We start from the raw sequence: 26,170 nt of genomic DNA, 5'->3' as shown, positions 1-26,170 counted from the left end.
GCACGAGACTACGCCTGCGCGCGCTCCAGGATGAGCTCGCGCACGCGCGCCGCGTCGGCCTGACCCCTCATCGCCTTCATGACGGCGCCGATGATGGCTCCGGCCGCCTGGACCTTGCCGCCCCGGATCTTCTCGAGCACGTCGGGCTGCGCCGCGAGCGCCTCGTCGATGGCGGCGATGAGCGCCCCGTCGTCGCTGACGACCGCGAGGCCGCGGGCGTCGACGACCTGCCGCGGGTCGCCCTCGCCCGAGATGACGCCCTCGAGCACCTGGCGAGCCAGCTTGTCGGTGAGCACGCCCTCGTCGACGAGCTTCTGCAGCGCGGCGACGTGCGCGGGGCTGACGAGGTCGGCGGGCTCGGCCTCGCGCGCGTTGGCGATGCGCGTGATCTCGCCCGTCCACCACTTGCGCGCCGCGCCGGGAGCGGCGCCGGACGCGATGGTCGCCTCGACGGCGTCCACCAGGCCGCCGTTGGCGACGTCCTGGAACTCGAGAGCGGTGAAGCCCCACTCCTCGCGCAGCCGACGGCGACGTGCGGCGGGCGCCTCGGGCAGCGTCCCGCGCAGCTCCTCGACGAGCTCCGCGCTCGGCGCGACCGGCAGCAGGTCGGGCTCGGGGAAGTAGCGGTAGTCGTCGGCGTCCGACTTCGGGCGTCCCGGCGAGGTCTCCCCCGTGTCCTCGTGCCAGTGGCGGGTCTCCTGCGTGATGACGCCGCCGCCTGCGAGGATCGCGGCCTGACGGCGGATCTCGTAGCGCACGGCGCGCTCGACGGAGCGCATCGAGTTGACGTTCTTCGTCTCGGTGCGCGTGCCGAGCTTCTCCGCCCCGCGCGGGCGCAGCGACACGTTCGCGTCGCAGCGCACGTTGCCGCGCTCCATGCGCGCCTCGGAGATGCCGAGGGAGCGGGCGATGTCGCGGATCGTCCCGAGGTACGCCTTCGCGAGCTCCGGCGCGCGGTGCTCGGCCCCGAAGATCGGCTTCGTGACGATCTCGACGAGAGGGACCCCCGCGCGGTTGTAGTCGACGAGCGACGACGAGGCGCCCTGGATGCGGCCGGCGGATCCGCCCACGTGCGTGAGCTTGCCCGCGTCCTCCTCCATGTGCGCGCGCTCGATCGGCACGACCACGATCTCGCCGTCCTCGAGCTCCACCTCGACGGATCCCTCGAAGGCGATGGGCTCGTCGTACTGGCTGATCTGGTAGTTCTTGCCGAGGTCCGGGTAGAAGTAGTTCTTCCGGGCGAACCGGCTCGATGGCGCGATCGAGCAGCCGAGCGCGAGGCCGAGGCGGATCGAGCCGAGCACGGCCTCGCGGTTCACGACGGGCATCGAGCCGGGCAGGCCGAGGTCGACGGGCGCGACGAGCGTGTTCGGCTCGGCGCCGTGGAACTCCTCGTTGGCGGGGTTGCCCGCCGCCGAGAACATCTTCGTCTTCGTGTTCAGCTCGATGTGCACCTCGAGCCCGATCACCGGCTCGAACAGCTCGAGCGCGCGGTCGAAGTCCATCAGCTTGGCGGCGGCCATCAGCGCGCCCCTCCCGTGAGCTCGGGCGCCCGATCGAGCAGGGCGCCTCCCCATTCATCCGTCAGCAGCGTCTCGAGCGCGGCGCCCACGCGGTAGAGGCGGGCGTCCTCGTGGGCGGGCGCGAGGAACTGGATGCCGACGGGCAGCCCGTCCTCCTCCGCGAGGCCCGAGGGGACCGAGATGCCGGGGATCCCTGCGAGGTTCGCGGGGATCGTCGTGAGGTCGTTGGCGTACATCGCCAGCGGGTCGTCGAGCTTCTCGCCGAGGCGGAAGGCCGTCGTCGGCGCCGTCGGGGTCGCGATGACGTCGACCCCCGCGAACGCGCGTGCGAAGTCCTGCTGGATGAGCGTGCGCACCTTCTGGGCGCTGCCGTAGTAGGCGTCGTAGTAGCCCGCGGACAGCGCGTAGGTGCCGAGGATGATGCGGCGCTTGACCTCGGGGCCGAAGCCCGCCTCGCGGGTGGCGGACATGACGTCCTCCACCGTCCCCCCGCCCTCGACCCGCAGGCCGAAGCGCACGGAGTCGAACTTCGCGAGGTTGCTCGACGCCTCGGCGGGGAGGATGAGGTAGTAGGCCGCGACCGCGTACTCGAGGTGCGGGGCGCTGATCTCGACGATCTCGGCGCCCGCCGCCTCGAGGCGCGCGAGCGACGCGCGGAACGACGCCGCGACGCCGGGCTGGAACGCGGCGTCCGGGAGCTCGGAGACGACTCCGACCTTCAGCCCCTTCAGCACCTCGCCGCTCGCGCCCTCGCGGGCGGCCTGGGCGAACGACGGCCAGTCGGTCGCGAGCGAGGTCGCGTCGTGCGGGTCGTGGCCGCCGATCACGTCGTGCAGCAGACCGGCGTCGAGCACCGTGCGGGTGACGGGGCCGATCTGGTCGAGGCTCGACGCGAGGGCGATCGCGCCGTACCGGCTGACGCCGCCGTAGGTGGGCTTGACCCCGACGGTGCCCGTCACGTGCGCCGGTTGGCGGATGGATCCGCCCGTGTCGGAGCCGAGCGCGAGGGGCGCCTCGAAGGCGGCGACGGCCGCGGCCGATCCGCCGCCCGAGCCGCCGGGGATGCGGTCGAGATCCCACGGGTTGCGGGTGGGGCCGTATGCGGAGTGCTCGGTGGAGGAGCCCATCGCGAACTCGTCCATGTTCGTCTTGCCGAGGGCGACGAGGCCCGCCGCGCGAGCGCGCTCGACGACGGTCGCGTCGTAGGGCGACATGTAGCCCTCGAGGATCTTCGAGCCCGAGGTCGACGGCATGTCGGTCGTGACGAGCACGTCCTTGACGGCGAGCGGCACGCCGGCGAGCTCTCCGAGCTCCTCGCCCGCCGCGCGGCGGGCGTCGATCTCCTCCGCCTGCGACACGGCGTGGTCGCTGACGTGGAGGAAGGCGCTCACGTCGCCGTCGACCTGCGCGATGCGGTCGAGGTGGGCGCGGGTCGCCTCGGCGCTCGAGACCTCGCCCGAGCGGAGCTTCGCCGCGAGGTCGGCCGCGGTGAGACGGGTGATGTCGCTCATGGTCACTGCTCCTCCCCCAGGATCGCGGTCACGCGGAAGCGTCCGTCCTCGGCGTCCGGCGCGTTCCTCAGCGCCTCCTCGAGCGTCAGCATGTCGCCGGGCTCGTCGTCGCGGAACACGTTCTTCAGCGGGATCGGGTGGCTCGTCGCGGCGACGTCGTCGGTGGCGACCTCGCTCACCTTGCGGATGCTCTCGACGATCGCGCCGAGCTCGCCGGTGAGGCTGGTCACCTCCTCGTCGGTCAGCTGGATCCGGGCGAGCACGCCGAGATGGCGCACGAGATCGGGGGTGATGTCAGACACGCCCCCAGTCTACGCGGCGTCGGTCGGTGCTCCCTCGGGGCAGCGGAGCGCGCCGTCGGCGGTCTCCTCGTGCGCGCTCTTCGCCTGACCGCACCGGCCGCACGGCGGAGGGACATCCGGGCCGTACGGGCCCACCTGGGGCGGCCCGGCGAACCGGATGAGGCGGGAGTTGAACCAGTGGTAGAACCCACCCGCCTCGCGGATCCGCTCTCGCAGCGGCTTCTTCTTCGTCATAAGGATTAGTGTACGAACTTTTCGTGCGCACTAGGATCGGAGCATGACGGATCCGCGGGACGATCTCCTGAAGCTCGACAACCAGCTCTGCTTCGCGCTCGTCACGGCCGCGCGCAACGTCGTGTCCATCTACCGCCCGATCCTCGAGCCGCTCGGGCTCACGCATCCGCAGTACCTGGTCATGCTCGCGCTCTGGGAGGACAGCCCCCGGAGCCTGCGCGACCTCGCCGACGCGCTGTCGCTCGAGCCGGCGACGGCGTCCCCCCTCGTCAAGCGTCTCGAGCAGCACGGGCTCGTCCGACGCGAGCGACGGCAGGGAGACGAGCGACGACTCGACATCACGCTCACCGACGCCGGGCGCGAGCTGCGCGAACGCGCGCTCGACGTGCCCTCCCAGGTCATGGCCGCGACGGGCACCGCGCCCGAGCAGATCGCCGCCCTGCGCGACGCCCTCGCGCCGTTCTCCCGCTGGAGCGGGTGATCAGCCCTCCTCGAGGAGCCTCTCCCGCACGGTGCGCCGCATGACCTTGCCGATCATCGACTTCGGCAGCTCGTCGACGACGACGAAGCGCCTCGGAGCCTTGTAAGGCGTCAGGACGCGCTTGACGAAGTCGCGCACCTCCTCCGGCTCGAAGTCCGGCTGACCGTCGAGCACGACCGCCGCGACGACCTCCTCGCCGTTCCTGCCCGGCAGGCCCACGACCGCCGCGTCGGCGATCGCGGGATGCTGACGCAGCGCGATCTCCACCTCGGTCGGCGCCACGTTGAAGCCGCCCGTGATGATGAGCTCCTTGATCCGGTCGACGACGGAGAAGAAGCCGCGCTCGTCCATCTCGACCACGTCGCCCGTGCGGAACCACCCGTCGACGAACACCCGCTCGGTCTCCTCCGGCCGGCCGTAGTAGCCGCCGAACACCTGGGGCCCGCGCACGAGGAGCTCCCCCGCCTCGCCCGGCGCGACGTCGCGCGTGGGCTCCTCGGGATCGACGACGCGGCACTCCGTGCCCGGCAGGGGCAGCCCGATCGATCCGGCCCGGCGCGCGTCCGACACGGGGTTGACCGCGATGACGGGCGAGCACTCGGAGAGCCCGTACCCCTCGACGAGCATGCCGCCGGTCTCCGCCTCCCAGGGCGTGACGAGCGCGTCGTCGAGGGCCATCGCCCCGGACACCCCGATGCCGGTCCCGGCGAGCGAGACGCCCTTCTCCTTCGCCCGCGCCAGGAGCCGCTCGGCGATGGGCGGCACGAGCGGCAGCACCGTCGCGGGGTGCCGCTTCGCGGCGGCGAGCACCATGTCGGGATCGAACTTCGGGAACAGGACGAGACGCGCCGCCTGGGACATCGCGAAGGTGAGGCACAGCGTCAGCCCGTACGCATGGAACATCGGCAGCACCGCGTAGACGACCGTGCCCTCGCCGCGGCCGACCTCGGGGGTCCACGCGCGCGCCTGCGCGGCGTTCGCCAGCAGGTTGCGGTGCGTGAGCGTCGCGCCCTTCGGGTCGCCCGTCGTGCCGCTCGTGTACTGGATGATCGCGATGTCGTCCGTCGACGGGCCCGGGTGGTCGGCCGCGATCGGATCCGACGCGACGACGAGCTCCCACGACACGGCGCCGCGCACGCTCGTCGTGAGCTGCCGGCGCTTCTCGGCGAGCGGCGGCAGGGGGATCCGGAGCGCGAGCCGCATCGCCCGCGGCATGCCCTTCGTCACGTCGACGGAGATGAGCGTGTCGAGCGCCAGGTCGTCCGGGAACTCCTGCAGCACGTGGGCCACCTTGCTCCACACGATGGCGTGCGCCGCGCCGTGATCCTCGAACTGCTTGCGCAGCTCACGGGCGGTGTAGAGGGGGTTGTGCTCGACGACGATCGCGCCGAGGCGCAGCACCGCGTAGAACGCGACGATGTGCTGCGGGCAGTTCGGCAGGATGATCGCGACCGGGTCGCCCGCGCGCACGCCCTGCGCCCACAGGCCCGCCGCCGCGCGGTCGATCGCCTCGGCGAGCTGGGCGTACGTCGTCGCGCGCCCGAAGAACTCGAGGGCCGGGGCGTCGGGATAGTCGGCGGCGGAGGCGGCCACGAGATCCATGAGGGATCCCGACAGCGGGCCGAGGTCAGCGGGCACTCCGGGGGCGTAGGAGCTCACCCAGGGACGAGGCGGGTCGAACGTCGATGTCACCCGACAATGCTACGGGCCGCGCACGGCGGGAGCGAACGAGGGCGCCTCCGCGGGAACGGATCCCGCGGAGGCGCCCTCGTCGCGATGAGAGGTCAGGCGTCCTTCGACGGCGCGCCCTGGATGGCGATCGCGCCCGTGTCGGTGAACTCCTTCTGGATCTCGTCGTCGTCCTTCGTGCCCGGCTTGTACGTCGCGAGGCTCACGACGATCGCCACGACGAGGGCGAACACGAATCCGGGGAGGATCTCGTAGAGCCCCGTCTCGAGCAGCGGCCAGGTGAAGACCGTGACCGAGCCGACGACCATCGCCGCGATCGCGCCCCAGCTCGTGAGCTTGCGCCAGAACAGCGACAGCAGCACGATCGGGCCGAACGCCGCGCCGAATCCGGCCCAGGCGAAGCTCACGAGGCCGAGGATCGAGCTCTCGTCGTCGAGGGCGAGCAGCACCGCGATGACCGAGACGAGGAGCACGCCGGCGCGGCCGAGCCACAGACCCGCCTTGGCCGAGAGCTGCTTCTTGAAGAAGATCTTCGCGATGTCGTCGACGAGCGCCGAGGACGACACGATGAGCTGGCTCGAGATCGTCGACATGATCGCTGCGACCACGGCCGAGAGCACGAGGCCCGCGATGAACGGGTGGAAGAGCAGCTTCGCCATCTCGAGCACGACCGTCTCCGCGGAGACGTCGTCGAGCACGATGCCCTGCGTCTGCAGGTAGGTGATGCCGATGAAGCCCGAGATCACCGCACCCAGCAGCGACAGCGCCATCCAGCCGATGCCGATGCGGCGCGCGACCTTCGCCTCGTGAGCGCTGCGGAGAGCCATGAAGCGCACGATGATGTGGGGCTGACCGAAGTAGCCGAGGCCCCAGACGAACGCCGAGACGATCGCGAGGATCGTCGGCCCCGAGATCTCCCCGCCGAAGAACGACGCCTGCTCGGGGGTGATGTTGTTCACGATGTCGCTCGCCTCGCCGGCGTTGACGACGGCGATGAACGCCATGATCGGGATGGCGACGAGCGCGAGCATCATCATGACCCCCTGCACGACGTCGGTGAACGACGCGCCCAGGAATCCGCCGAAGAGCGAGTAGAGGATCGTGATGCCGCCGATGAGCAGCATGCCGGCCAGGTACTCGCCGCCGAAGGAGCTCACGAAGAACTTGCCGCCGACGACCATGCCGCTCGAGACGTACAGCGTGAAGAACACGAGGATGACGAGACCCGCGACGATGCGCAGGATGTGCGTCTTGTCGTGCGTGCGGTTCTCGAAGAACGTCGGCACCGTGACCGCGTTCTTCGCGACCTCGGTGTAGGCGCGCAGACGCGGGGCGACGAGCTTCCAGTTGAGGTAGGCGCCGAGCGTCAGGCCGATGGCCATCCACGCCTCGATGAGCCCGCTGAGGTAGATGGCGCCGGGAAGGCCCATCATCATCCAGCCGGACATGTCGGACGCGCCGGCGCTGAGCGCCGCGACCGGCGCCGGCAGGCTCCGCCCGCCGAGCACATAGTCCTCGCCGCTCTTCGTCTGGCTGTAGCCGTAGAAGCCGATCGCGATCATGGCGGCGAAGTAGACGCCGAGCGCGATCAGGTAGATCGTGATGTCAGTCATTCAGGGAACCTCCAGAACCCGTGATTGCAGCGCCCCACCATACGACCGGATCGCGGTCGTCTCCAACTGGACCCGACACGTCGCTCCTGGTACTCGCGCGTACGCGTAGACCCTCCTGCGCTCATCATGCAGATCCCCGAGCTTGTCCGGAAGACCTCCCCGGGTTACTGTTGCCCTGGGAGCCGATATTCCGCAACGACGCGGAAGAGCAGGACGTCCATCCCTCCCCTCACCCCCATATCGAGAAGGGCTCGGGCACATGGCCGGAGACATCGCGCGTTCGCGCAGGAACAGGAAGATCGCCGCGATCGCGGCCGGAGCGCTCGTCGTGGGCCTCGGGGCCGCCTACACGCTGGCCTCGTGGAACGACTCGGAGTGGGTCTGGGGAGGCGCGGACGGCGACCCCGGCATCGGCACGGCGACCTTCGAAGTGCAGCAGAACACCACGGCGCCCTTCGACGACGCCGCGGGCTGGACGGACGAGGAGGAGAACCCGGGAGGCGAGCTGCAGTTCTCCCCGGGTGCTCTCGCCCTCACCCCCGGCGACACCGTGTACGCCCCCGTGGCGCTGCGCACCACCGCCGGCTCGGAGGCCGCGAGCGTCGAGCTGCAGGGGGCCGTGCCCGCCGCTGGCTCCCCCGCGCCGACCCACGACGCGGCGCTCGCCGCGGCCGTGCAGGTCTCCGTCTACACGACCGACGCGGCGGCTCCTCCCGCCTGTGATGCGACCTTCGACCCGGCCGGCTGGACCCAGATCCTCGCCGACCAGCCCCTCGGAACCACGTCGTCCGGGCCGCAGAGCCTCGACGCGGACGCGGGGTCGACGCAGCACTACTGCTTCGCGATCACGCTGCCGGAGGGCGCGGACGACGCGCTCCAGGGCCAGCAGATCTCGCCCGCGTGGGAGTTCGCGTCCGAGTCGGTCGCTCCCTGATCGCGGCGCCTGACGCGATCACCCGGGGAGGGTGAGCCGGATGCTGCGGCGCGCGCTGGGCACGGCGGTGACGACGATCCTCGTCGTCACCGCCTCCTCCGTCGTGCTCTGGTATCTGTTCTCCGCCCTCACCGGCGCGACGCTCATCACGTTCCGCACCGGCTCGATGTCCCCGACGATGCCGCAGGGCGCCGTCGCGGTCGCGTTCCCGATCTCGGCCGCCGACATCCGCGTCGGAGACGTCGTCACCGTCTCGCAGGGCGAGGGATCGCTCCCCGTCACGCACCGCGTCGTCGAGGTGCGCGACGACGCCGAGGCGACGAGCGCGGATCCCCTCCCCGAGGGCGGCCGCGAGCTGGTGATGCGCGGCGACGACAACGACGCGGTCGATCTGCACCCCTACGTGGTGACGGAGGCGCGCCGCGTCGCGGTCGCCGTCCCGCACGTCGGCGCGGCTCTCATGGTGCTGCAGTCCCCCCTCGGGATGGGCGCCATGACGCTCGTGGCCGGCGCCCTCACGGCCTGGGCGTTCTGGCCGCGGAGACCGGACGAGGACGACGACGAGGACGAGGAGCCGCAGGATCCGGCTCCCGCGGCCGCGTCTCCCGGCCCGCTCACGCGCCGCGAGCACCGCGCGCTCCTCGAGGGGAGCCGCCGATGAACCCCGCGCAGCGCGCCCTCCGCCGCCGCGCCGCCGGCGCGCTCGCCCTCGTCTTCCTGCTCGTCGCGCTCGCGGGAGGCGCACTCGTGGTCCAGCGGGCCGCCGCCGCGCTCGAGCGCGTCGAGGAGACGGGGCAGCCGGGGCTCCTGGCGCTGCGCAGCGATCCCGCCGCCCCCGCGTGGTCGCACCTGCGCCCCGGCGACCGCGTGCACTGGCTGATCGAGGCGTCGCTCGCCGACGCCGACATCGGCTCGCTGAGCCTCGAGCTGCGCGCCGACGGCGCGCTCGTCGACCGCGGAGGGATGACCGCGAGCGTCTCCTCCTGCCCCGCGCCCTTCCAGGACGGCGCGGTCCCGCGCTGCGCGGAGCCCGGGGGCGCCGTCGTGCTCCCCGCGACCTCGCTCGCCGAGATCTCCGCCGACGCCGACCGGATCGCGCTCGCCGACCTGCGCCGCGACGCGCCTCGGCACCTGCTCGTCACCCTCGCGCTCTCCCCCGACGCGGATCCCGCCGGCATCGCCGACGCCCGCGCCCGCATCGGCGTGGGCCTCCACGCCGCGGGAGACGACGCCCGCTCGCCCGATCCGCTCGCGCCCACGGGAAGCGACCTCGCCGCCGACGCGATCGCGCTCGGCCTCCTCGCACTCGGCGCCGTCGGCGCCGGGATCTGCCTCGCCCTCCGACGCAGCGCCCGGCGGACGGAGGCTGGCGCATGAGGCGCCGCGCCGGGATCCTGCGCGCCGTCCGGCGCGGCGCGCTCGCCGCCGTCTCGGTCGTCGTCGCCTCCTCCCTGCTCGCGCAGACCGCCGTCACGACCGAGGCGAGCTGGCGCGACGACGAGTGGGACTCCGCGCCCGTCGCCGCCGTCGACTGCGCCGACGCCGACGGCGCGTTCGCGACCCGGGGCGAGGGACACGCCCTCAGCGGAGGCCTCCTCGGCATCGATCTCGACGCCGTCGCGGAGGCCTCGGGCGTCGAGGTCACGAACGACGGGAGCCGTTCGCGCGTCACTCCCGGCACCGCGAGCCCCGTGGGCGACCACGCCTACGCGAACCCCCTCGACGTGACCGCGCTGAGCGCGCTGAACCTGCCCCTCACTGACCTGCTGGCGCTGCCGACGGACACCGAGACGGGCGTGCTCGCGCAGTACGGCCGCGCGGACGACGACGGCACGGCCGCGGGCGCTTCCGGATACGTCAGCGACAGCGGCGCGATCCGCCTCGATCCCGGAAACGCGTATCCCGAGCTGGGACGCCTCGACCTGTTCACCCTGCTGTCGAGCGTCAACGCCGATGCGGCGCAGCTCGTCGATGGCATCACCGGGCTGTCGCTCGACATCGGCGCCGTCGCGGGCCGTGCCGAGCTCGACGGCTGTCGGAGCGCCTGGACCGGCGATCTCGCCGCCAGCCTCGCCCGCGAGTACCTCGCGAGCGACGTCGCCCTCGAGCTCTCGTCTCCGGCGGTGGAGACCCTGTCGTCGACCCTGATCGGGGTCGCGGGCGGCCTCGACACGCTGGTCAGCGGCCTCGCCGGCGATCAGGGGCTGCTGAACGGCCTCACGAGCGGCATCTCCGGCCTGCTGAGCGGCCTGCTGGGCACCCTGCGGCTCGGGACGATCAGCATCGACAGCCTGGCCCTCTCCGTCCCCCTCGGCGACGTCCTGACGCTCGCCACCACGGAGATCTCCGACGACGGCGGCGTCGTCTCGATCGACCTCGAGGCGGGGACGATCCGCGTGAGCACCGCGGCGCTCCTCGGCGCCGCCTACGGAGGATCGGGCGAGACCCTCAACGGGCTCGATCCCAACACCGACCTCCTGGGCAGCGAGGAGGTGCTCCGCGCCCTCACCGACGCGCTCGGCGACGCGCTCGACGCCTGGCTCGATGACGTCGTCGACGCGCTCGACGAGGCGCTGCGCACGATCGAGGTGGATCTCACCGCCACGGTGGCCATCCGCGCGCTCGGGATCCTCCCCGTCGCGGAGATCGACATCGCCATCGACGGCGTCGGGCTCGACGCGCTCGCGGCGGGACAGGGCGTCACCGCGTCCGCGCGCATTCTGGGGATCATCGACGCGGGGATCCTCAACCGCCTCGTCAGCGCGCTCGTCTCCGGGCTCGGCCCCGTCGTCGCGAACCTCGTCACGGGTCTCCTCCCCGCGGTCGGGGATCTCGTGTCGGGGCTCACGACCGCCGTCTCCGCGCTCCTCGGCACCGTCAGCGGCGTGTACGACCGTCTGTTCCTCTCGGGCGTCGTCGCGCTCACCGTCAACGCCCAGAGCGATCCGCTCACGGGATCGCCCGAGCCCGCCGACTGGGCGGGCCTCGACCCCGGCAGGTACGACGTCGCCGGGCTGCGGGTCGGGGTGCTCGACGCCGCGGGAGCCGCGAACGTGCGCCTCTATCTGGGGCGCGGGTCGGTCGGGCCCTTCTGCTCCCTCGCGCGGGCCGCGACCGACTGCCCCGGGTACTGATCGCCGAGGTCAGGCCTCGGGCAGGGCGTCCGGCCCCTCCGTGACGAGCAGCCGGAACTGCTCCGCGTCGAGCACCCGGATGCCGAGATCCTCGGCCTTCGCGAGCTTCGACCCGGCGCCCGGACCCGCCGCGACGAAGTCGGTCTTCTTCGACACGCTCGACGCCGCCTTGCCGCCCGCGGCGATGATCGCCTCCTTCGCCCCGTCGCGAGTGAACCCGTCGAGCGTTCCCGTCGCCACGACCGTGAGGCCGGCGAGCACGCCTCCCCCATCGTCGAGCCGCCCCGGCCCGGGATGGCCGGGGATGCGGAACGACACGCCCGACGCCGTCCAGCGCTCGACGATCTCCCGGTGCCACGGCACCTCGAACCACGCCGCGAGCGCGGCGGCGATCGTCTCGCCGACGCCGTCGACGGCCGCGAGGTCGTCGGCGCTCGCCTCGCGGATCGCGTCGAGCGAGCCGAAGTGCTGGGCGAGCGCCCGTGCGGCGACGGGGCCGACGTGGCGGATGTTGAGCGCGACGAGCTGCCGCCAGAAGTCCTTCGTCTTAGCCGTCTCGAGCTCACTGAGCAGCTTCTCGGCCTGCGCCGACGGATGGACGACGCGGTGGTCCTTGCGGATGCCCGCCTTGCGGCGCTCGGCCGGCGTCGCGTCCTCCCAGCCCGGAGGATAGGTCAGCTCGATGCGCTGGAACGGCGCGCGGCGCACGGGCTCGCCCGTCTCGGGGTCGGTGCGCTCCTCCCCCGTCTCCGCGTCGCGGACGACCACCTCGATCGGGACGATCTCCGGAAGGGAGAGGTCGAACAGGCCCGCCTCCGTGCGCAGGGGCGGCGCGGAGGCCTCCCCTGTCTCGGTCGAGAACCCCTGCTGCGTGAGGGCCGCGGCCGTCACCTCGCCGAGCGCCTCGATGTCGAGGGCGCCTCGCGATCCGATGTGCTCGACGCGCCCGCGCACCTGGGCAGGGCAGTCCTCGCCGTTGGGGCAGCGCAGATCGACGTCGCCCTCCTTCATCGGCCGCAGCGGCGTGCCGCACTCGGGGCACGCCTCGGGCATGACGAACGCGCGCTCCGAGCCGTCTCTGCGATCGACCACCGGTCCCAGGACCTCCGGGATCACGTCGCCCGCCTTGCGCAGCACGACGACGTCGCCGATGAGCACGCCCTTCTCCCGCACCACGTCGCGGTTGTGGAGCGTGGCCTGGCGGACGACGCTGCCCGCCACGAGCTTCGGCTCCATGACGGCGTACGGGGTCGCCCGCCCCGTGCGGCCGACGCCCACCCGGATGTCGAGGAGCCGGGTCTGCACCTCCTCCGGCGGGTACTTGTAGGCGATCGCCCAGCGCGGCGCGCGGCTCGTCTCGCCGAGCTCGTCGTGCAGCGCGAGCTCGTCGACCTTGACGACGATGCCGTCGAGCTCGTGCGCGACCGCGTGGCGGTTCTCGCCGTAGTGGGCCACGAACTCCGCGACCTCGTCGACCTCGTCGCAGACGCGCAGGTAGGGGCTCGTCGGCAGCCCCCACGAGGCGAGCAGCTCGTAGACCTCGCTCTGCGCCCGGACAGGAGGATCGGGCCACGCGCCGATGCCGTGCACGAACAGCCGGAGAGCGCCGAGACGCGCGCGTCCGGCCTCGAGCTCCAGCCCCTGCTTCTTGTCGAGCTGCTGGCGCAGGCCGCCGCTCGCCGCGTTGCGGGGGTTGGCGAACGACGGGAAGCGCCGCTCGGCCGCCTGCCGCTGCCTCTCCTCGTCGAACGGCTTGCGGGCGGCGCTGCGGATCGCCTCCCACCTCTCCCTCGCCTCCAAAACCGCGCGGTCGCGGAGAGACGCCTGGAGGGCGTTGAGCTCGTGGAAGCTCTCGACCGGGATGAACACCTCGCCCCGCACCTCGACGAGAGGCGGATGCCCGTCGCCGGCGAGGCGCTCGGGGATGCCCTCCACGCGCAGGGCGTTCTCGGTCACGACCTCCCCCACGCGGCCGTCTCCGCGCGTCGCCGCCGAGGTGAGCACGCCGTCCTCGTAGCGCAGCGCGATCGCGAGCCCGTCGATCTTCAGCTCCGTCAGCCACCGCACGCGCCGACCGGCCGCCTGCTCGGTCTTGTCGCACCACTCCCTCAGCTCGTCGACGGAGAACACGTTGTCGAGGCTGAGCATGCGCTCGGCGTGCGCGATCGTCTCGAGGCCCGTTCCGACGGCGGCGGGGACGACCTGCGTCGGCGAGTCCTGGCTGGCGAGCACGGGGAAGAGCTGCTCCAGCTGCTCCAGCCGCCGCACCCATCGGTCGTAGGTGCCGTCGTCGACGGGCGACGTGTCTGAGCCGTAGTAGGCGTCTCTGGCGTCCGTGATGCGCGCCGTGAGGTCGTCGACCTCGGCGCGGGCGCCTGCGAGGCTGAGGGAGCTGTCGGAATCGGTCACACAGCGAGTCTAGATTTCCCCTCCGACGAAGAAGCTCCGATCAGGCTTCGACCGGCGCGGCGCTCGCCGTGCGGTCGATCGTGCACTGCCCGAGGACCCGCGTGCCGATGTAGACGACCGCCGTCTGCCCCGTCGCCACGCCCGTCAGGGGCTCGTCGGGGACGATCACGAGCTCGCCGCCGTCGATCCGAGCGACCGCGGGGACGGGATCCGCATGGGCGCGGATCTGGACATCGCACGCGAACGGCGTCGCCTGGTCGTCCGGCTCCGCTCCCGCCCAGGTCCAGCGGGATCCCGCGATCTCCGACACCGCGAGGGCCTCCTTCGGACCCACGACCACCGTGTTGTCGACCGGGCGCACCTCGAGCACGAAGCGCGGCTTGCCGTCGGGCGCGGGGACGCCGATCTTCAGCCCGCGCCGCTGGCCCACCGTGAAGGCGTGCGCGCCCTCGTGGGAGCCGACGACCTCGCCCGACCGGTCGACGATCTCGCCCGGCTCCGCGCCGACCTTCTCCGCGAGGTAGCCGCGCGTGTCGCCGTCGGGGATGAAGCAGATGTCGTAGCTGTCGGGCTTGGACGCCACGGAGAAGCCCCGGCGCTCCGCCTCCGCGCGCACGATGTCCTTCGACGGCGTCTCCCCGAGGGGGAACAGCGTGTGCGCGAGCTGCTCGGCGGTGAGCACGCCCAGCACGTACGACTGGTCCTTCGCTTCCTCGCTCGACCGGTGCAGCTCGAGACCCCGCGGCCCCTCGCGGAGGGTCGCGTAGTGGCCCGTGCAGACGGCGTCGAAGCCGAGCTCGAGCGCGCGCTCGAGCAGCGCGGCGAACTTGATGCGCTCGTTGCAGCGCATGCACGGGTTGGGCGTGCGACCCGCGCGGTACTCGGCGACGAAGTCGTCGATCACGTCCTCGCGGAACCGCTCCGAGAAGTCCCACACGTAGAACGGGATGCCCAGCCGGTCGGCGACGCGCCTGGCGTCCATCGCGTCCTCGATCGTGCAGCACCCGCGGCTGCCCGTGCGCAGCGTCCCTCCGGCTCGCGAGAGCGCGAGGTGCACGCCGACGACGTCGTGCCCGGCCTCCAGCGCCCGCGCGGCCGCGACCGCGGAGTCGACCCCGCCGCTCATCGCCGCCAGAACACGCATACCTCCGATTGTAGGTTCGGCGCCTGACCGCGGGATCCGCGGATCGGCGTCACCCGGTCAGACGCGCGCAGGCGTCGGCGATCGCGTCGGCCGCGCGATCGACGTCGGCCTCGGTCGTGTCGCGTCCCATCGTGATCCGCAGCACCTGACGCGCCTCGGTCTCCGAGAACCCCATCGCCCGGACGACGTGCGACGCCTGCGCGACGCCGGCCTGGCACGCGGATCCCGTGGACGCGGCCACGCCGGCGACGTCGAGCAGGAACAGCACCGACTCCCCCTCCGCGCCCGGAAGCAGGAGATGCACGTTGGCGGACACCCTCCGCACGGGGTCGCCGAGCGCGCGGATCCGCGGCGCGCGGCGCGCGAGACGGGCGAGGAGCCGCTCCCGCAGCGCGGCATGGCGGACGCCCGCCTCCTCCCGCTCCGCCTCAGCGAGCTCCGCGGCCGTCGCGAGCGCCATCGCTCCCGCCACGTCCTGCGTCCCCGCCCGCAGGGCTCGCTGCTGTCCGCCGCCCCGCAGGAGCGGAGCGAGCGCCGCCGTGCGGGAGACGACCAGGGCGCCCGTGCCGGCCGGGGCGCCGATCTTGTGCCCGCTGATGCTCATCGCCACGAGCCCCGATCCGCCCGGCGCGTCGCCCCGCCAGCGGGCGAAGTCGACCGGCGCGTGGCCAAGGGCCGCCACCGCATCGAGATGCAGCGGCGTGTGCGCCTCGGCGGCGACCCGCGCGAGCGCGTCCGCATCCTGCAGCGTGCCGACCTCGTTGTTCGCGACGAGGGCCGTCGCGAGCGCCGCGTCGCCCGGGGCGAGCGCGTCGGCCAGGCGCTCCGGGAGGATGCGCCCCTCCGCGTCGAGCACCACCGCCCGCACGTCGGCGCTCTCCTCCCGGGCGAGGTGATCGACCGGCTCGATCACGGCATGATGCTCGCCGTCCGGCAGGACGATCGCGTCGCGCCCCTGGCGCCTCGCGCCCCACAGGCCCGTGAGGGCGAGGTTCGCCGACTCCGTCCCGCCCGAGGTGAGCACCACCTCGATCGGCTCGCACCCCAGAACCCGCGCGAGGCGCTCGCGCGCATCCTCGAGCAGGCGACGCGCGCGCTGGCCCTCGGCATGCACCGACGACGGATTCCCCGCGACCTGGGCCTCCAGCCACGCCTCGCGCGCCTCCGGGCGCAGAGGGGTCGAGGCCGCGTGGTCGAGATAGACCGTCACTCCTCGCGCGCCTCCGGTCAGAAGAGCAGGCTCGCGAGGCGTCCGCGCGCCGACACGACCCGGGGGTCCGCCGCGCCGACCACGCCGAACAGCTCGACGAGCCGCTCCTGCACACGGGGGCGGTCGTCGGGCGAGGAGGTCTGGAACAGGTCGAGGAGCCGCGAGAAGGCGTCGTCGACGTGCCCGCCCGCCATGTCGGCATCCGCGACGGCGAGCTGCGCGTCGACGTCCGCCGGCGACTCCGCGGCCGCGCGGCGGACGGCGTCGAGGTCGACGCCCTGCACGCGGCGCAGCAGGCGCACCTGTCCGAGGCCGGCTCGCGCCTCGTCGTCTCGGGGGTTCTCCGTGAGCGCCTTCTCGTAGGCGGCGATCGCGGCGTCGTAGTCCTCGCGGGCGATCGCGTCGAACGCCGCCTGGTGCAGCGGCGGAAGGGGCTGCTCCTCGGGCTCGGGCGCCGCGTCGTCCTCCGACACGTCGACCGATCCCGTCACGCCCGCCTGCTGGGCGAGCTGCAGCAGCTGATCGAACACCTGCCGCACCTGCTCCTCCGGCGCCGCGCTGTTCATCATCGGCACGGGCCGCTGCCCGACGAGCGCGACCACCATGGGCGCCTGCGGCACCTGGAAGGCCTGCACGATCTGCGGGTTGCGATCGACGTCGACGCGCGCCAGCACGAGACGGCCGCCGTGCTCGCGCACGACCTTCTCGAGCACGGGATCGAGCTCGCCGCACGCCGCGCTGCGGTCGGTGCGGAAGTGGATGACGACCGGCACCTGCGTCGACAGCTGCATCAGCTGCTCGAAGGTCTGATCCGTGACGTCGATCACGACGCCGCCCGCGCCCGCGGGCGCGGATCCGCCCTGCGGGGGCTGATCCTGCGGACGGTTGCGCAGGGACGACAGGTCGACGGCGCCGCGCAGCGCGGCTCCGAGGGAGGCGTCAGACATCGATCACCTTTCCGTGGTTCGGGTGTGGGGAGACGTGCCCCTATTCTCCCGCATCCTCGTCCTCCTCGGGCAGGATCTCGGAGCCGACGATGCCGTATCCGAAGCCGAGGAGGCGGATCGGCTCCTCCGCGGCGCGCGCGGGCACGAAGAAGAACAGCTCGCTCTCGTAGCGCGTCTGCACGCCCGTGGCGGTCTCCTCCTCGCCCGTGAGGTGCTGCACGAGCGGATCCGTGATCTGGATCGTCGCGTCCTCGTTCGTCGCGCGGATCGTCTCCCAGTCGCGCAGCGCGACCGACACGATCGCCCCGCTGTCGAGCGTCGCGAGCGCGACCGGCGCGGCGTCGCTCGCTCCCTGCGAGAAGTCGATCTCCGCCGTGCGCTCGCCGAGATCGTCGCTCTCCGCCGTCTCGTCGAAGTGCGTGCGCGTCGTGTCGCGCTTCTCCTTCAGCGCCGCCCGGAACGGGTCGTTCTCGAGGTCGAACAGCGACGCGTACTCGCTGTCCTCGCCCTTCGCGATCACGTCGGCGTAGGCCCGGCCGATCTGGTCGGGCGCGATCTGCAGGAACGACGAGTCCGGCGGCACGAGCGCCGCGCCGAGCCAGGCCGGAGCGAGCGCCGGGATCTCGACGTTCGGGCCGATCGTGCCGATGTACGACGCCTTGTACCGCGACCAGGGGTCGCTCTGGGTCATCGTGAAGATCGTCGGGCTCGTCTCGCCGTCCTCTTCGCCGACGACGACGAGCGCCGTACGCGGCCAGCCGTCGTTCGCCTGCGGGAGCAGCACCTGCACGGGCCCCTCGGGGATCGCGGGGGGCATCGCGTGGTCGGAGACCTCGCCGCGGATGTCGTAGTTGACGCTCCGGAGCTCGTACGCCGTGTCGGTCATCCGGCTGCCGAGCCGGTCGAGGTCCCGCTCCTCGTCGGCCTTCTGCACGGTCTGCGCGATGCTCGTGACGATGCGCTCCGACTGCGCCTGCGTCATCGCGGGAGTCTGCTGCTCCTCATCGGGCTGAGCCGTCTCCTCCTCGGTGGGCGTCGGCGCCGGCGCCGACGAGAGGTCGGGCCACGCGGTCGGCGAGCACCCCGCCAGCACGGCGCCCGCCAGGACGAACGCGGGAATCGCCGCGAACGCGCGCCGCGCGCCGGGACCCACCTCGCGGCGCCCGCCGCGACGTCCGCCGATCGCGCGCCGCGAGGGCTGCTGCGGCCCCTTGCGCCGCGGTCCGCGGCGACGGCGCAGGTGGATCATGCCGAGGACCCAGAGCACGAGGCCGATGACGAGCGCGATCCCGCCCGCGACGATGAGCGGCCCCGCCCACGGCGTCGTCACCGTGACGGGCCACGACACGCTCACCTCCTGCGGAGCGGGGGCGGCGCCGTCGGTCGCGAGGAGGAGGCTCATGCCCTCGGGCAGCGTGAACTGCTCGGTGAGCTCGCCGTCGGCCACCTGCTCCTCGATCCAGAGATCGCTGCCGCGGGGATCGACCGTGCCGCGCTCGCCGAGATCGGCGAAGACGTCGGTCGCGTCGACGGACTCGACGCTCACCTCGCCCTCGTCCAGCGTGGCGTGGTTGTACGAGACATCCGACAGCCAGGCCTCGAGGTCGGTCGTGCGCCCGTACGCGGCGAACACCTCGCCGTCCGCGGCGGCGGTCAGCGTCTGCTGACCCGGATGCTGCGCGAGGACCGCCGAGTCGACGAGCGTGTACGCCAGCTCCTCGTCAGCGGGGGCGACCTCGCTCGTCACGGTATCGGGCCCGCGCAGCACGGTCAGCTGCGCGACGCCTCCCCCGATGAGTCCCACAGCCGCGAGAAACGCCACGACGGCCCATACGAATCGCACCGATCAGCTCTCCTCGTTCGCGCGCCGGGGCGCTTCACCCCGACAGCTCAGACGCACCAGGGTAACGGGGCCCGCTGAAAGCGCCGTCAGCGACGCGTCTCGAGCGACGTTCGGGCGGGGCGCGCGGGCCTCGGGCCCTCGCGGCGGTAGCCTCGCGACGTGACCGTCGACCGGGGAGCCGCATGAAGATCCACAACCCGTTCCGACTCGCGTTCGTCGCGACGCTCGGCGTCGGCCTGGCGATCATCCTGCTGCAGAGCGTCGCCAGCCTCTCGAGCGTGCTGCTCTACGTGGGAACCGCGCTGTTCCTCTCGCTCGGCCTCGACCCCGTGGTCTCCTGGCTCGAGCGCCGGGGCCTCCCCCGCTGGGCCGCGGTGCTCGCGGCTGTCGTCGGCGTGCTCGGCGCCGTCACGGGGATCCTGCTCATCGTCCTCCCCGTCCTCGTCGAGCAGGTCACGCAGTTCGTGCGGCGGATCACCTACCTCCTCAACCGCTCCGACTGGCAGGCGGACGCCGAGGCCTGGGTCGAGGAGACCTTCCCCAACGTCGACGTCGCCGTCGTGTTCGACGCGTTCAACGGCTGGCTGACCCGCAACATCTTCTCCATCAGCGAGAGCCTCGTGAGCCTCACCGTGAGCGTCGCGAACGGGCTCTTCGGCGCGCTCATCATCCTCATCCTGACGATCTACCTCACGGCCTCGACGCCGTCGCTGAAGAACGCGATCTACCAGATCGTCTCCGCCTCCAAGCGGGAGGGCTTCCGGCACATCGCCGAGCAGATCACGGACTCCGTCGGCTACTACGTGATGGGGCAGGTGACGCTCGCGGCGATCAACGGATTCCTCAGCGCGATCGTGCTGTCGATCATCGGTGCGCCCTTCCCGATGGTGCTCGCGGTCGTCGCCTTCCTCGGGTCGATGATCCCCCTCGTCGGCACGATCAGCGGCTCCACGATCATCGTGCTCGTGTGCCTGCTGCCCGCCGTCGGCACCCCGACCACCGCGCTCATCGCCGCGGTCTACTACCTCGTGTACATGCAGATCGAGGCGTACGTCCTCTCGCCGCGCATCATGAGCAGGGCCGTCTCGGTGCCAGGCGGCGTGGTCGTCGTCGCCGCGCTCTCGGGCGGCGCGATCCTCGGCCTGCTCGGGGCGCTCATCGCGATCCCCGTCGCGGCGAGCGTGCTCATCGTCTACCGCCAGGTGCTCATCCCCCGGATGAACGCCCGCTGAGGCGCGTCAGACGGTCTCGCCGCTCCACTCGACGGGCAGCGGGGCGGCGCCGGGGTTCACGACCCCCACGATCTCGTTCAGCACGCGCGCGGTCTGCGTCTCGCCGACCCACAGGTGCTTGCCGCCCTCGACGGGGATCAGGCGCGCGTTCGGGCACGACGCGAAGCGCTCGGCCGCCTCCTCCGGACGCAGGTAGTCGTCGTGCTCGGGGATGAGCGCGACGAGGGGGCGCGATTCCCCCGCCCAGGCGGCGAGCTCGGCGTCGGTCGTGCGGTGCAGCGGGGGCGACAGGAGGATCGCGCCCTCGATCGGGTGCTGCCGCCCGTACTTCAGCGTCAGCTCGGTGCCGAATGACCAGCCGACGAGCCACGGGCGCGGCAGGCCGCGATCGGCGACGAACGCCATCGCGGCGGCGACATCCGCCTCCTCCGCGACGCCGTCCCCGAAGGAGCCCTCGCTCGTCCCGCGCGGCGACGACGTGCCGCGGGTGTTGAAGCGCAGCACCGCCAGGTCCGCGAGCGCGGGCAGCCGGGCGGCGGCCTTGCGAATGATGTGGGAGTCCATGAACCCGCCGTGCGTCGGCAGGGGATGGAGCGTCACGAGCGTCGCGACCGGCTCCGTCGACGCGGGCAGAGCGAGCTCGCCGACCAGCGTCAGCCCGTCTGAGGTGCGCAGCTCGATGTCCTCGCGCCGTGCAGGCAGCACGACGGATGCTCGGATCTCCATGACCGGTCTCTCTCCGCTTCCTAGAAGATGGTCCAGCAGTGCGTGTGCCAGTGCCGCCGCGCCTCGAGGTCGGCGCGCGCGCCGAGCACGCCGTCTTCGCGCCAGGTCACGACGTGCGCGATGCCCGCCTCCACCGTGCGCCCGCAGCCGGGGCAGGTGTACGGCTTCTCGGAGCGGCCGGGCCCGATGGGCTGCACGGACCACTCCGCGCCGCGCCGCGTCTCGGTGCGGCGCCAGCCGGAGAGGAGGCGGTCGAACGAGGCGTCAGCGCGCTGCTGACGGTCCTGCGGGCGACGGCGTCGGGAGCGGGGCACCGTCGCGGGTCACCACCAGTGGTTGGCGGTCCAGAACTCGTACGCCGCGGCCCAGCTGCCGTAGCGGTCGACCGCGTACCCCTGCGCCCAGCGCAGGTTGTCGACGGGGTCGTAGCCGTTGCCGGGCACCTTGCTGCACGGCAGGGCCTGGATGACGCCGCACGCGCCGGACGAGGGGTTGGTCGCGTTCGGGTTCCATCCGCTCTCGCGGGTGGCGATGTAGTCGACGTACCCCCAGTCGGACTCGGCGATGCCGGCTGCCGTCATCCACTCCTCCTTGGAGCCGCCGCCCTCGTACATCGGGGGCGCCATCGGCGCGGGGAGCGTCTCCTCGACGGGCTGCTCGTCGCCGGCGGACTCGGCCTCGACCTCTCCGGCCGCCGCCACCTCGGGCTCCGACTCGGGTTCGGGCTCCGGCTCGGGCGTGACGACCTCGACCTCGTAGGAGACCGTCGCCAGCGCCGAGAGCGTGCCGCCCTTGGCGGATGCCGCGAAGACCTGCGCCTCGTCGGCGGCCGAGGCGTAGACCGACAGACGCGCGTCCTGATTCGCGCTCGCGACCTGCGTGCCGATCACCGGCGCCAGGGAGGCGGCCAGGACGCCCGCGGCCGCGATCACGCCGAACGACGCTCCGACGACCCGGCGGACGCCCCAGCGGCGAGGCTGGTGACGTGCCCGCCGCGCGGCGGCCGTCGCACGGCTCATCTGTCGCGCCTCGGCGACGGCGGATCGCTCGATCGCTCGCGCTTCACGGCGGGTCATGGCTCGGGAGTCGTTGTCAGCAGAAGTCACAGTGCCATGAAGTCTACCCGAGCGTTACGCGAACGTGACCATCCCGCATCGAACTCACGGGAAATCGTCGTCATCGGACGGCGAGCATCACGCGGACGACCGCGTCGAGGACGGCGTCGACCTGATCCTCGCGGTAGCCGCGGCGCTGGGGATGGAACGCGGCGTGGCGCACCTGCTCGATCGAGACGGGGGCGCCCTCCGCGAAGAATCGCGCGAGTCTCGCCGAGACCGCGTCGACCTCGTCGACGGCGTACCCCTTGTGCATCCACCCGACGCGTTCGAAGCGGTGCTTCGGCGGACGCGTCAGGCGCGCGAGCAGCTCCTGCGCCTCCTCTCGCGCGCGTCCGACCCACCGCTCCGCGCCGGCCGCCTCGATCGCGTCGGCCCGCTCCTGCTGCGCAAAGGCGTCTTCGAGGCGCGCGAGCGCGGAGTCGACCGCGCGCACCGCGTATCCGTCGCGCACCATCGGGAACGACGCGGCGCGCACGTCGTCGCTCGTGGTCGTGCGGTCCATGCCGTGGAACGTCGCGCGAGCGGACGCGAGGAAGGCGTCCACCGCCTCGGGGTCGTAGCCTCGGCGACGCGGCCCCACGCGCGTGAAGGGCGAGGGATCGGCGGGTGCGGTCTCGGTCATGAGGCGAGCGGCTCCAGTACGTGGAAGAGGGCGAGCGCCACGACCGCGGAGGGCAGGATGCTGTCGAGGCGGTCGAGGACGCCGCCGTGACCCGGCAGCCAGGAGCTCATGTCCTTCACCCCGAGGTCGCGCTTGATCATCGACTCGCCGAGGTCGCCGAGCGTCGCAGAGGCGAGCAGGGCGACGCCGAAGATCAGCCCGGCCCACCAGGGCAGATCGAGGAGGAAGTGCGCGATGAGTGCGCCGGCGACGAGCGACACGACGAAGGCCCCGATGAAGCCCTCCCAGGTCTTGTTGGGGCTGATGCGCGGCGCGAGCGGGTGCTTCCTCCCGCGCCCGAAGAGGAGGCCAGAGGCGTACGCCGCCGTGTCGGCGACGACGACGCTGATGAGGAAGCCGATCACCCATCGCTCCCCGCCGTCCTGGGCGAGCAGCACGAGGGCGGCGCTCGCGAAGAACGGCACGTAGAGGACGACGAAGCACCCCATGAGGATGTCGCTGAAGATCGACGCGTACACGCGCCCGTCGCGCGCCGTCATCTGCGCGAGCACGCGCCAGACGATCACCAGCGCCAGCGCGATGAACAGCGACATCCAGTGCACGACCGACGAGAACCAGAACGCGGCCGCGATGATGAGCACGGCGCCCGCGATCTGCGGGACGAGGTCGATCCGCCTGCCCCTGGCCTGGAGCGCCCGGGCGAACTCGAACACGGCGAGCACCGCGATCGCGATCGCCAGCACGGCGAAGATCCACTTGAGGAAGACGAGCGAGGCCAGCACCGCTCCCCCGGCCAGCACCCCGACGCCGATCGCGGCGAAGAGGTCGCGGCCCGTGCGCTGCTTGATCTTCTCGTTCGCGGCCTCGATCTGGTCGCGAGCGTGCTCGACGCGATCCTCCAGCTCGTCCCTGGCCGTCTGCATACGGTCGTGCAGAGAGCCCGAGGAGCCCGTAGGCGGCGACGGGTCAGCGCCCGACGGCACGTCGTGCCGCGGGTCACTGGTCTCCGGCGCGTCGGTCATGGCTCAGACCTCGAGGAGCTCGACTTCCTTGTTCTTGAGCGCCTCGTCGACGAGGTCGACGTGCTTCTTCGTGAGGGCGTCGAGCTCCTTCTCGCCGCGCGCGACGTCGTCCTCGCCGATCTCGTCCTTCAGCGCCTCGAGATCGTCCTTCACCTGGCGCCGGATGCCGCGCAGACGGACCTTCGCGTCCTCGCCCTTCGTGCGCACGAGCTTCACGTACTCCTTGCGCCGCTCCTCGGTGAGCTCGGGCATCGTCACCCGCACGAGGTTCCCGTCGTTGGTGGGGTTCGCGCCGAGGTTCGGCATCTCGCGGACGGCCTCCTCGATCGCCTTCAGCGCCGACTTGTCGTAGGGCGTGATGACGACCGTGCGCGCCTCGGGGTTCGCGAGCGCCGCGAGCTGCTGCAGCGGCGTCGGGGTGCCGTAGTAGTCGACCATGACGCGCTGGAAGAGCTGCGGGTTCGCGCGACCGGTGCGCACCGTCGCGAAGTCCTCCTTCGCGGCTTCGACAGCGCGGTCCATGCGACTGGTTGCTTCGGCCAGAACGTCGGCGATCACGGGAGACTCCATTCGTCGGTGTGCTCAGAAGATTCTATCGGCGCACGGGCGGCCCCCGCGCGCACGGCTCGCGGCGTCAGCGCGTGACGAGCGTTCCGATCTGGTCGCCCATGAGCGCCTTCGTGACGTTGCCCGCGGGCTCCATGCCGAACACCCGCATGCTCATCCCGTTGTCCATGCAGAGGCTGAACGCGGTCGAGTCGACGACCTTCAGGCCCTTCACGAGCGCCTCGCCGTAGGTGACGTGGTCGAGGCGCACGGCGCTCTCGTCGGTGCGGGGATCGGCCGTGTAGACGCCGTCGACGCCGTTCTTGGCGACGAGCACCTCGGTCGCGCGGATCTCCAGAGCGCGCTGGGCCGCCACCGTGTCGGTGGAGAAGTAGGGCATGCCCGCGCCGGCGCCGAAGATCACGACGCGGCCCTTCTCCATGTGGCGCTCGGCGCGGCGCGGGATGTAGGGCTCCGCGACCTGGCGCATCTCGATGGCCGACTGCACGCGGGTCTCCGCTCCGGCCTGCTCGAGGAAGTCCTGGAGGGCGAGGGCGTTCATGACGGTGCCCAGCATGCCCATGTAGTCGGCGCGGGATCGGTCCATGCCGCGCTTGGAGAGCTCCGCGCCGCGGAAGAAGTTGCCTCCGCCGACGACGATCGCGATCTCCACCTCGCGCGCCGCCTCGGCGATCTCCCGCGCGATCTGGCCCACGACATCCGGGGCGACGCCGAGCTGGCCTCCTCCGAACGCCTCACCGGAGAGCTTGAGCAGGACGCGCCGGGTGGCGGGGGACGTCGTCTGGTCGGTCGTCACGATGTCGGATTCCTCTCGTCGTCTCCCTCTCGCGCGCGGATCCCGCGCGGTCGAGAGAGGGGGTCTGATCCATCCTGCCGAGTCATGGCTGTGCAGACGCCCCACGACCCGCCGAGAACGCGCGAACGGGGCTGGGAGCCTCCCCGGAGGGAGAGCTCCCGGCCCCGTTCGGATGCCGGTGCGACCGGGTCGCGCTTACGCGCCGACCTTGAACCGGGCGAAGCCCTGGATCGTCAGGCCCGCGTCGTCCGCGACCTTCTGGATCGAGAGCTTGTTGTCCTTCGCGTAGGGCTGGTCGAGCAGGACGACCTGCTTGAAGAACGCGTTCACGCGGCCCTCGACGATCTTCGGCAGGGCGGCCTCGGGCTTGCCCTCGTTGCGGGAGATCTCGGTGACGATCTCGCGCTCCTTCTCGACGACGTCGGCCGGCACCTCGTCGCGCGTGAGGTACTGCGGCGCGGCGAACGAGATGTGCTGCGCGATCGACCGCGCGGTCTCCGCGTCGTCTCCCGAGAACGCCACGACGACGCCGACCTGCGGGGGCAGGTCCTTGCTCGTCTTGTGCAGGTAGATCTGGAAGGCGTCGCCGGAGAGCGTCGACACGCCCCGCAGCTCGATCTTCTCGCCGATGACGGCGGCCTCGTCGGCGATGAGCTGCTCGACGGTCTGGCCGTCGACCTCGGCCTGGAGGGCCTCGGCCGGGGTCTTCGCTCCGGTCGCGGCCGCGGCGGCGAGGACCTTGTCGGCGAGCGAGATGAACTTGTCGTTCTTCGCGACGAAGTCGGTCTCGCAGGCCAGCTCGATGAGCGTCGCCGTGCCGTCGTTCTCGACCGCGGCCACGAGGCCCTCGGTCGCGGCGCGGTCGGCGCGCTTCGCGTTGCCCTTGGCGCCCTTGAGGCGGAGGATCTCCACGGCCTTCTCGAGGTCGCCGTCGGCCTCCTCGAGCGCCTTCTTCGTGTCGACCATGCCCGTGCCGAGCTGCTCGCGCAGCGCCTTGATGTCAGCGATGGTGAAGTTTGCCATGCGTGGCTTCCCTTTGGTGTCGGTGGTGGACCGGAAAGTGGGTGGGAGCGGCGGGGTGCGCCGCGAGCGAGGGCGGATGCCTGTTCGGCA

Annotated in this window: 25 protein-coding genes; 6 read left to right on the top strand and 19 right to left on the bottom strand. The window is 72.2% G+C overall.

Annotation, left to right across the window (positions count from 1 at the left end; translation table 11 throughout):
- Positions 1-8: 8 nt before the first annotated feature.
- From gatB to NHL53_RS02440, 4 genes are read right to left on the bottom strand one after another with little or no spacing between them, the layout of a single operon-like run.
- Positions 9-1,523: an Asp-tRNA(Asn)/Glu-tRNA(Gln) amidotransferase subunit GatB gene (gene gatB / locus NHL53_RS02455; protein WP_433774805.1), complete on the bottom strand. Its 1,515-nt coding sequence runs from the start codon at positions 1,521-1,523 to the stop codon at positions 9-11.
- Positions 1,523-3,034, bottom strand: coding sequence for an Asp-tRNA(Asn)/Glu-tRNA(Gln) amidotransferase subunit GatA (gatA, locus tag NHL53_RS02450; RefSeq protein WP_433774803.1), 1,512 nt, complete (start codon positions 3,032-3,034; stop codon positions 1,523-1,525). The genes gatB and gatA overlap by 1 nt, the downstream gene beginning before the upstream one ends.
- A 2-nt stretch (positions 3,035-3,036) precedes the next feature.
- Positions 3,037-3,336, bottom strand: a complete 300-nt coding sequence (gene gatC / locus NHL53_RS02445; protein ID WP_433774801.1) for an Asp-tRNA(Asn)/Glu-tRNA(Gln) amidotransferase subunit GatC — start codon at positions 3,334-3,336, stop codon at positions 3,037-3,039.
- Positions 3,337-3,345: 9 nt separating this feature from the next.
- Positions 3,346-3,570, bottom strand: coding sequence for a hypothetical protein (locus NHL53_RS02440; RefSeq protein WP_433774799.1), 225 nt, complete (start codon positions 3,568-3,570; stop codon positions 3,346-3,348).
- 43 nt (positions 3,571-3,613) lie between these two features.
- Here NHL53_RS02440 and NHL53_RS02435 point away from each other — a divergent pair, with 43 nt between their 5' ends.
- Entirely contained in the window at positions 3,614-4,051 is a 438-nt protein-coding gene (locus tag NHL53_RS02435; protein ID WP_433774797.1) for a MarR family winged helix-turn-helix transcriptional regulator, read from the top strand.
- Here the strand turns inward: NHL53_RS02435 and NHL53_RS02430 are convergent, their stop codons facing one another.
- Positions 4,052-5,743, bottom strand: coding sequence for a long-chain-fatty-acid--CoA ligase (locus tag NHL53_RS02430; RefSeq protein ID WP_433774795.1), 1,692 nt, complete (start codon positions 5,741-5,743; stop codon positions 4,052-4,054).
- Positions 5,744-5,835: 92 nt separating this feature from the next.
- Positions 5,836-7,353, bottom strand: a complete 1,518-nt coding sequence (putP, locus tag NHL53_RS02425; RefSeq protein WP_433774794.1) for a sodium/proline symporter PutP — start codon at positions 7,351-7,353, stop codon at positions 5,836-5,838.
- A gap of 259 nt (positions 7,354-7,612) precedes the next feature.
- Here putP and NHL53_RS02420 point away from each other — a divergent pair, with 259 nt between their 5' ends.
- Genes NHL53_RS02420 through NHL53_RS02405 form a run of 4 tightly spaced genes read left to right on the top strand, consistent with a single transcriptional unit; the run spans position 7,613 to position 11,421 of the window.
- On the top strand, positions 7,613-8,287 hold the full coding sequence (locus tag NHL53_RS02420) for a SipW-dependent-type signal peptide-containing protein (protein WP_433774792.1): 675 nt from the start codon (positions 7,613-7,615) through the stop codon (positions 8,285-8,287).
- 40 nt (positions 8,288-8,327) lie between these two features.
- The gene (locus NHL53_RS02415; RefSeq protein WP_433774791.1) at positions 8,328-8,948 is read left to right on the top strand and encodes a signal peptidase I; all 621 of its coding nucleotides are present in this window, start codon (positions 8,328-8,330) and stop codon (positions 8,946-8,948) included.
- Complete coding sequence (locus NHL53_RS02410) at positions 8,945-9,664, top strand: hypothetical protein (RefSeq protein WP_433774789.1); 720 nt, start codon at positions 8,945-8,947, stop codon at positions 9,662-9,664. Before NHL53_RS02415 ends, NHL53_RS02410 begins: the two co-directional genes overlap by 4 nt.
- Positions 9,661-11,421 carry a choice-of-anchor G family protein gene (locus NHL53_RS02405; RefSeq protein WP_433774787.1) on the top strand — a complete coding sequence of 587 codons (1,761 nt, stop codon included), beginning with the start codon at positions 9,661-9,663 and terminating at the stop codon, positions 11,419-11,421. The genes NHL53_RS02410 and NHL53_RS02405 overlap by 4 nt, the downstream gene beginning before the upstream one ends.
- 9 nt (positions 11,422-11,430) lie before the next feature.
- On the opposite strand, the gene ligA is transcribed toward NHL53_RS02405, so the two are convergent.
- Genes ligA through NHL53_RS02380 form a run of 5 tightly spaced genes read right to left on the bottom strand, consistent with a single transcriptional unit; the run spans position 11,431 to position 18,974 of the window.
- Positions 11,431-13,830, bottom strand: a complete 2,400-nt coding sequence (gene ligA, locus NHL53_RS02400; RefSeq protein WP_433774785.1) for an NAD-dependent DNA ligase LigA — start codon at positions 13,828-13,830, stop codon at positions 11,431-11,433.
- A gap of 40 nt (positions 13,831-13,870) precedes the next feature.
- Positions 13,871-14,974 carry a tRNA 2-thiouridine(34) synthase MnmA gene (gene mnmA / locus NHL53_RS02395; RefSeq protein ID WP_433774783.1) on the bottom strand — a complete coding sequence of 368 codons (1,104 nt, stop codon included), beginning with the start codon at positions 14,972-14,974 and terminating at the stop codon, positions 13,871-13,873.
- Positions 14,975-15,023: 49 nt separating this feature from the next.
- Entirely contained in the window at positions 15,024-16,184 is a 1,161-nt protein-coding gene (locus NHL53_RS02390; protein WP_433774781.1) for a cysteine desulfurase family protein, read from the bottom strand.
- A 17-nt stretch (positions 16,185-16,201) separates the two neighbouring features.
- On the bottom strand, positions 16,202-17,131 hold the full coding sequence (locus tag NHL53_RS02385; protein ID WP_433774779.1) for a tetratricopeptide repeat protein: 930 nt from the start codon (positions 17,129-17,131) through the stop codon (positions 16,202-16,204).
- Positions 17,132-17,171: 40 nt separating this feature from the next.
- A complete protein-coding gene (locus tag NHL53_RS02380) occupies positions 17,172-18,974 on the bottom strand; it encodes a glycosyl transferase (protein ID WP_433774777.1) in 1,803 nt (600 codons plus the stop codon).
- Between the two features lie 182 nt (positions 18,975-19,156).
- Between NHL53_RS02380 and NHL53_RS02375 the strand changes: the two genes are divergently transcribed.
- Positions 19,157-20,206 carry an AI-2E family transporter gene (locus NHL53_RS02375; RefSeq protein ID WP_433774775.1) on the top strand — a complete coding sequence of 350 codons (1,050 nt, stop codon included), beginning with the start codon at positions 19,157-19,159 and terminating at the stop codon, positions 20,204-20,206.
- A gap of 6 nt (positions 20,207-20,212) precedes the next feature.
- Here the strand turns inward: NHL53_RS02375 and NHL53_RS02370 are convergent, their stop codons facing one another.
- From NHL53_RS02370 to tsf, 8 genes are all read right to left on the bottom strand, one after another.
- Positions 20,213-20,932, bottom strand: a complete 720-nt coding sequence (locus tag NHL53_RS02370; RefSeq protein WP_433774773.1) for an alpha/beta hydrolase — start codon at positions 20,930-20,932, stop codon at positions 20,213-20,215.
- Positions 20,933-20,952: 20 nt separating this feature from the next.
- On the bottom strand, positions 20,953-21,246 hold the full coding sequence (locus NHL53_RS02365) for a hypothetical protein (RefSeq protein ID WP_433774771.1): 294 nt from the start codon (positions 21,244-21,246) through the stop codon (positions 20,953-20,955).
- Between the two features lie 9 nt (positions 21,247-21,255).
- A complete protein-coding gene (locus NHL53_RS02360; protein ID WP_433774769.1) occupies positions 21,256-22,038 on the bottom strand; it encodes a transglycosylase SLT domain-containing protein in 783 nt (260 codons plus the stop codon).
- A gap of 70 nt (positions 22,039-22,108) precedes the next feature.
- Positions 22,109-22,672, bottom strand: coding sequence for a DivIVA domain-containing protein (locus NHL53_RS02355; RefSeq protein WP_433774767.1), 564 nt, complete (start codon positions 22,670-22,672; stop codon positions 22,109-22,111).
- Entirely contained in the window at positions 22,669-23,595 is a 927-nt protein-coding gene (locus NHL53_RS02350; protein ID WP_433774766.1) for a phosphatidate cytidylyltransferase, read from the bottom strand. The genes NHL53_RS02355 and NHL53_RS02350 overlap by 4 nt, the downstream gene beginning before the upstream one ends.
- A gap of 102 nt (positions 23,596-23,697) precedes the next feature.
- The gene (gene frr, locus NHL53_RS02345) at positions 23,698-24,252 is read right to left on the bottom strand and encodes a ribosome recycling factor (protein ID WP_433774764.1); all 555 of its coding nucleotides are present in this window, start codon (positions 24,250-24,252) and stop codon (positions 23,698-23,700) included.
- Between the two features lie 76 nt (positions 24,253-24,328).
- A complete protein-coding gene (gene pyrH / locus NHL53_RS02340) occupies positions 24,329-25,057 on the bottom strand; it encodes a UMP kinase (protein WP_433774762.1) in 729 nt (242 codons plus the stop codon).
- Between the two features lie 195 nt (positions 25,058-25,252).
- Positions 25,253-26,080: a translation elongation factor Ts gene (tsf, locus tag NHL53_RS02335; RefSeq protein ID WP_433774760.1), complete on the bottom strand. Its 828-nt coding sequence runs from the start codon at positions 26,078-26,080 to the stop codon at positions 25,253-25,255.
- Positions 26,081-26,170 lie beyond the last annotated feature (90 nt).

It is taken from the genome of Microbacterium sp. gxy059 (assembly GCF_050958665.1).
Lineage (GTDB): Bacteria > Actinomycetota > Actinomycetes > Actinomycetales > Microbacteriaceae > Microbacterium.
The sequence above is the reverse complement of the archived record's forward strand: the minus strand, read 5'-3'. Positions and strand labels throughout refer to the sequence as shown.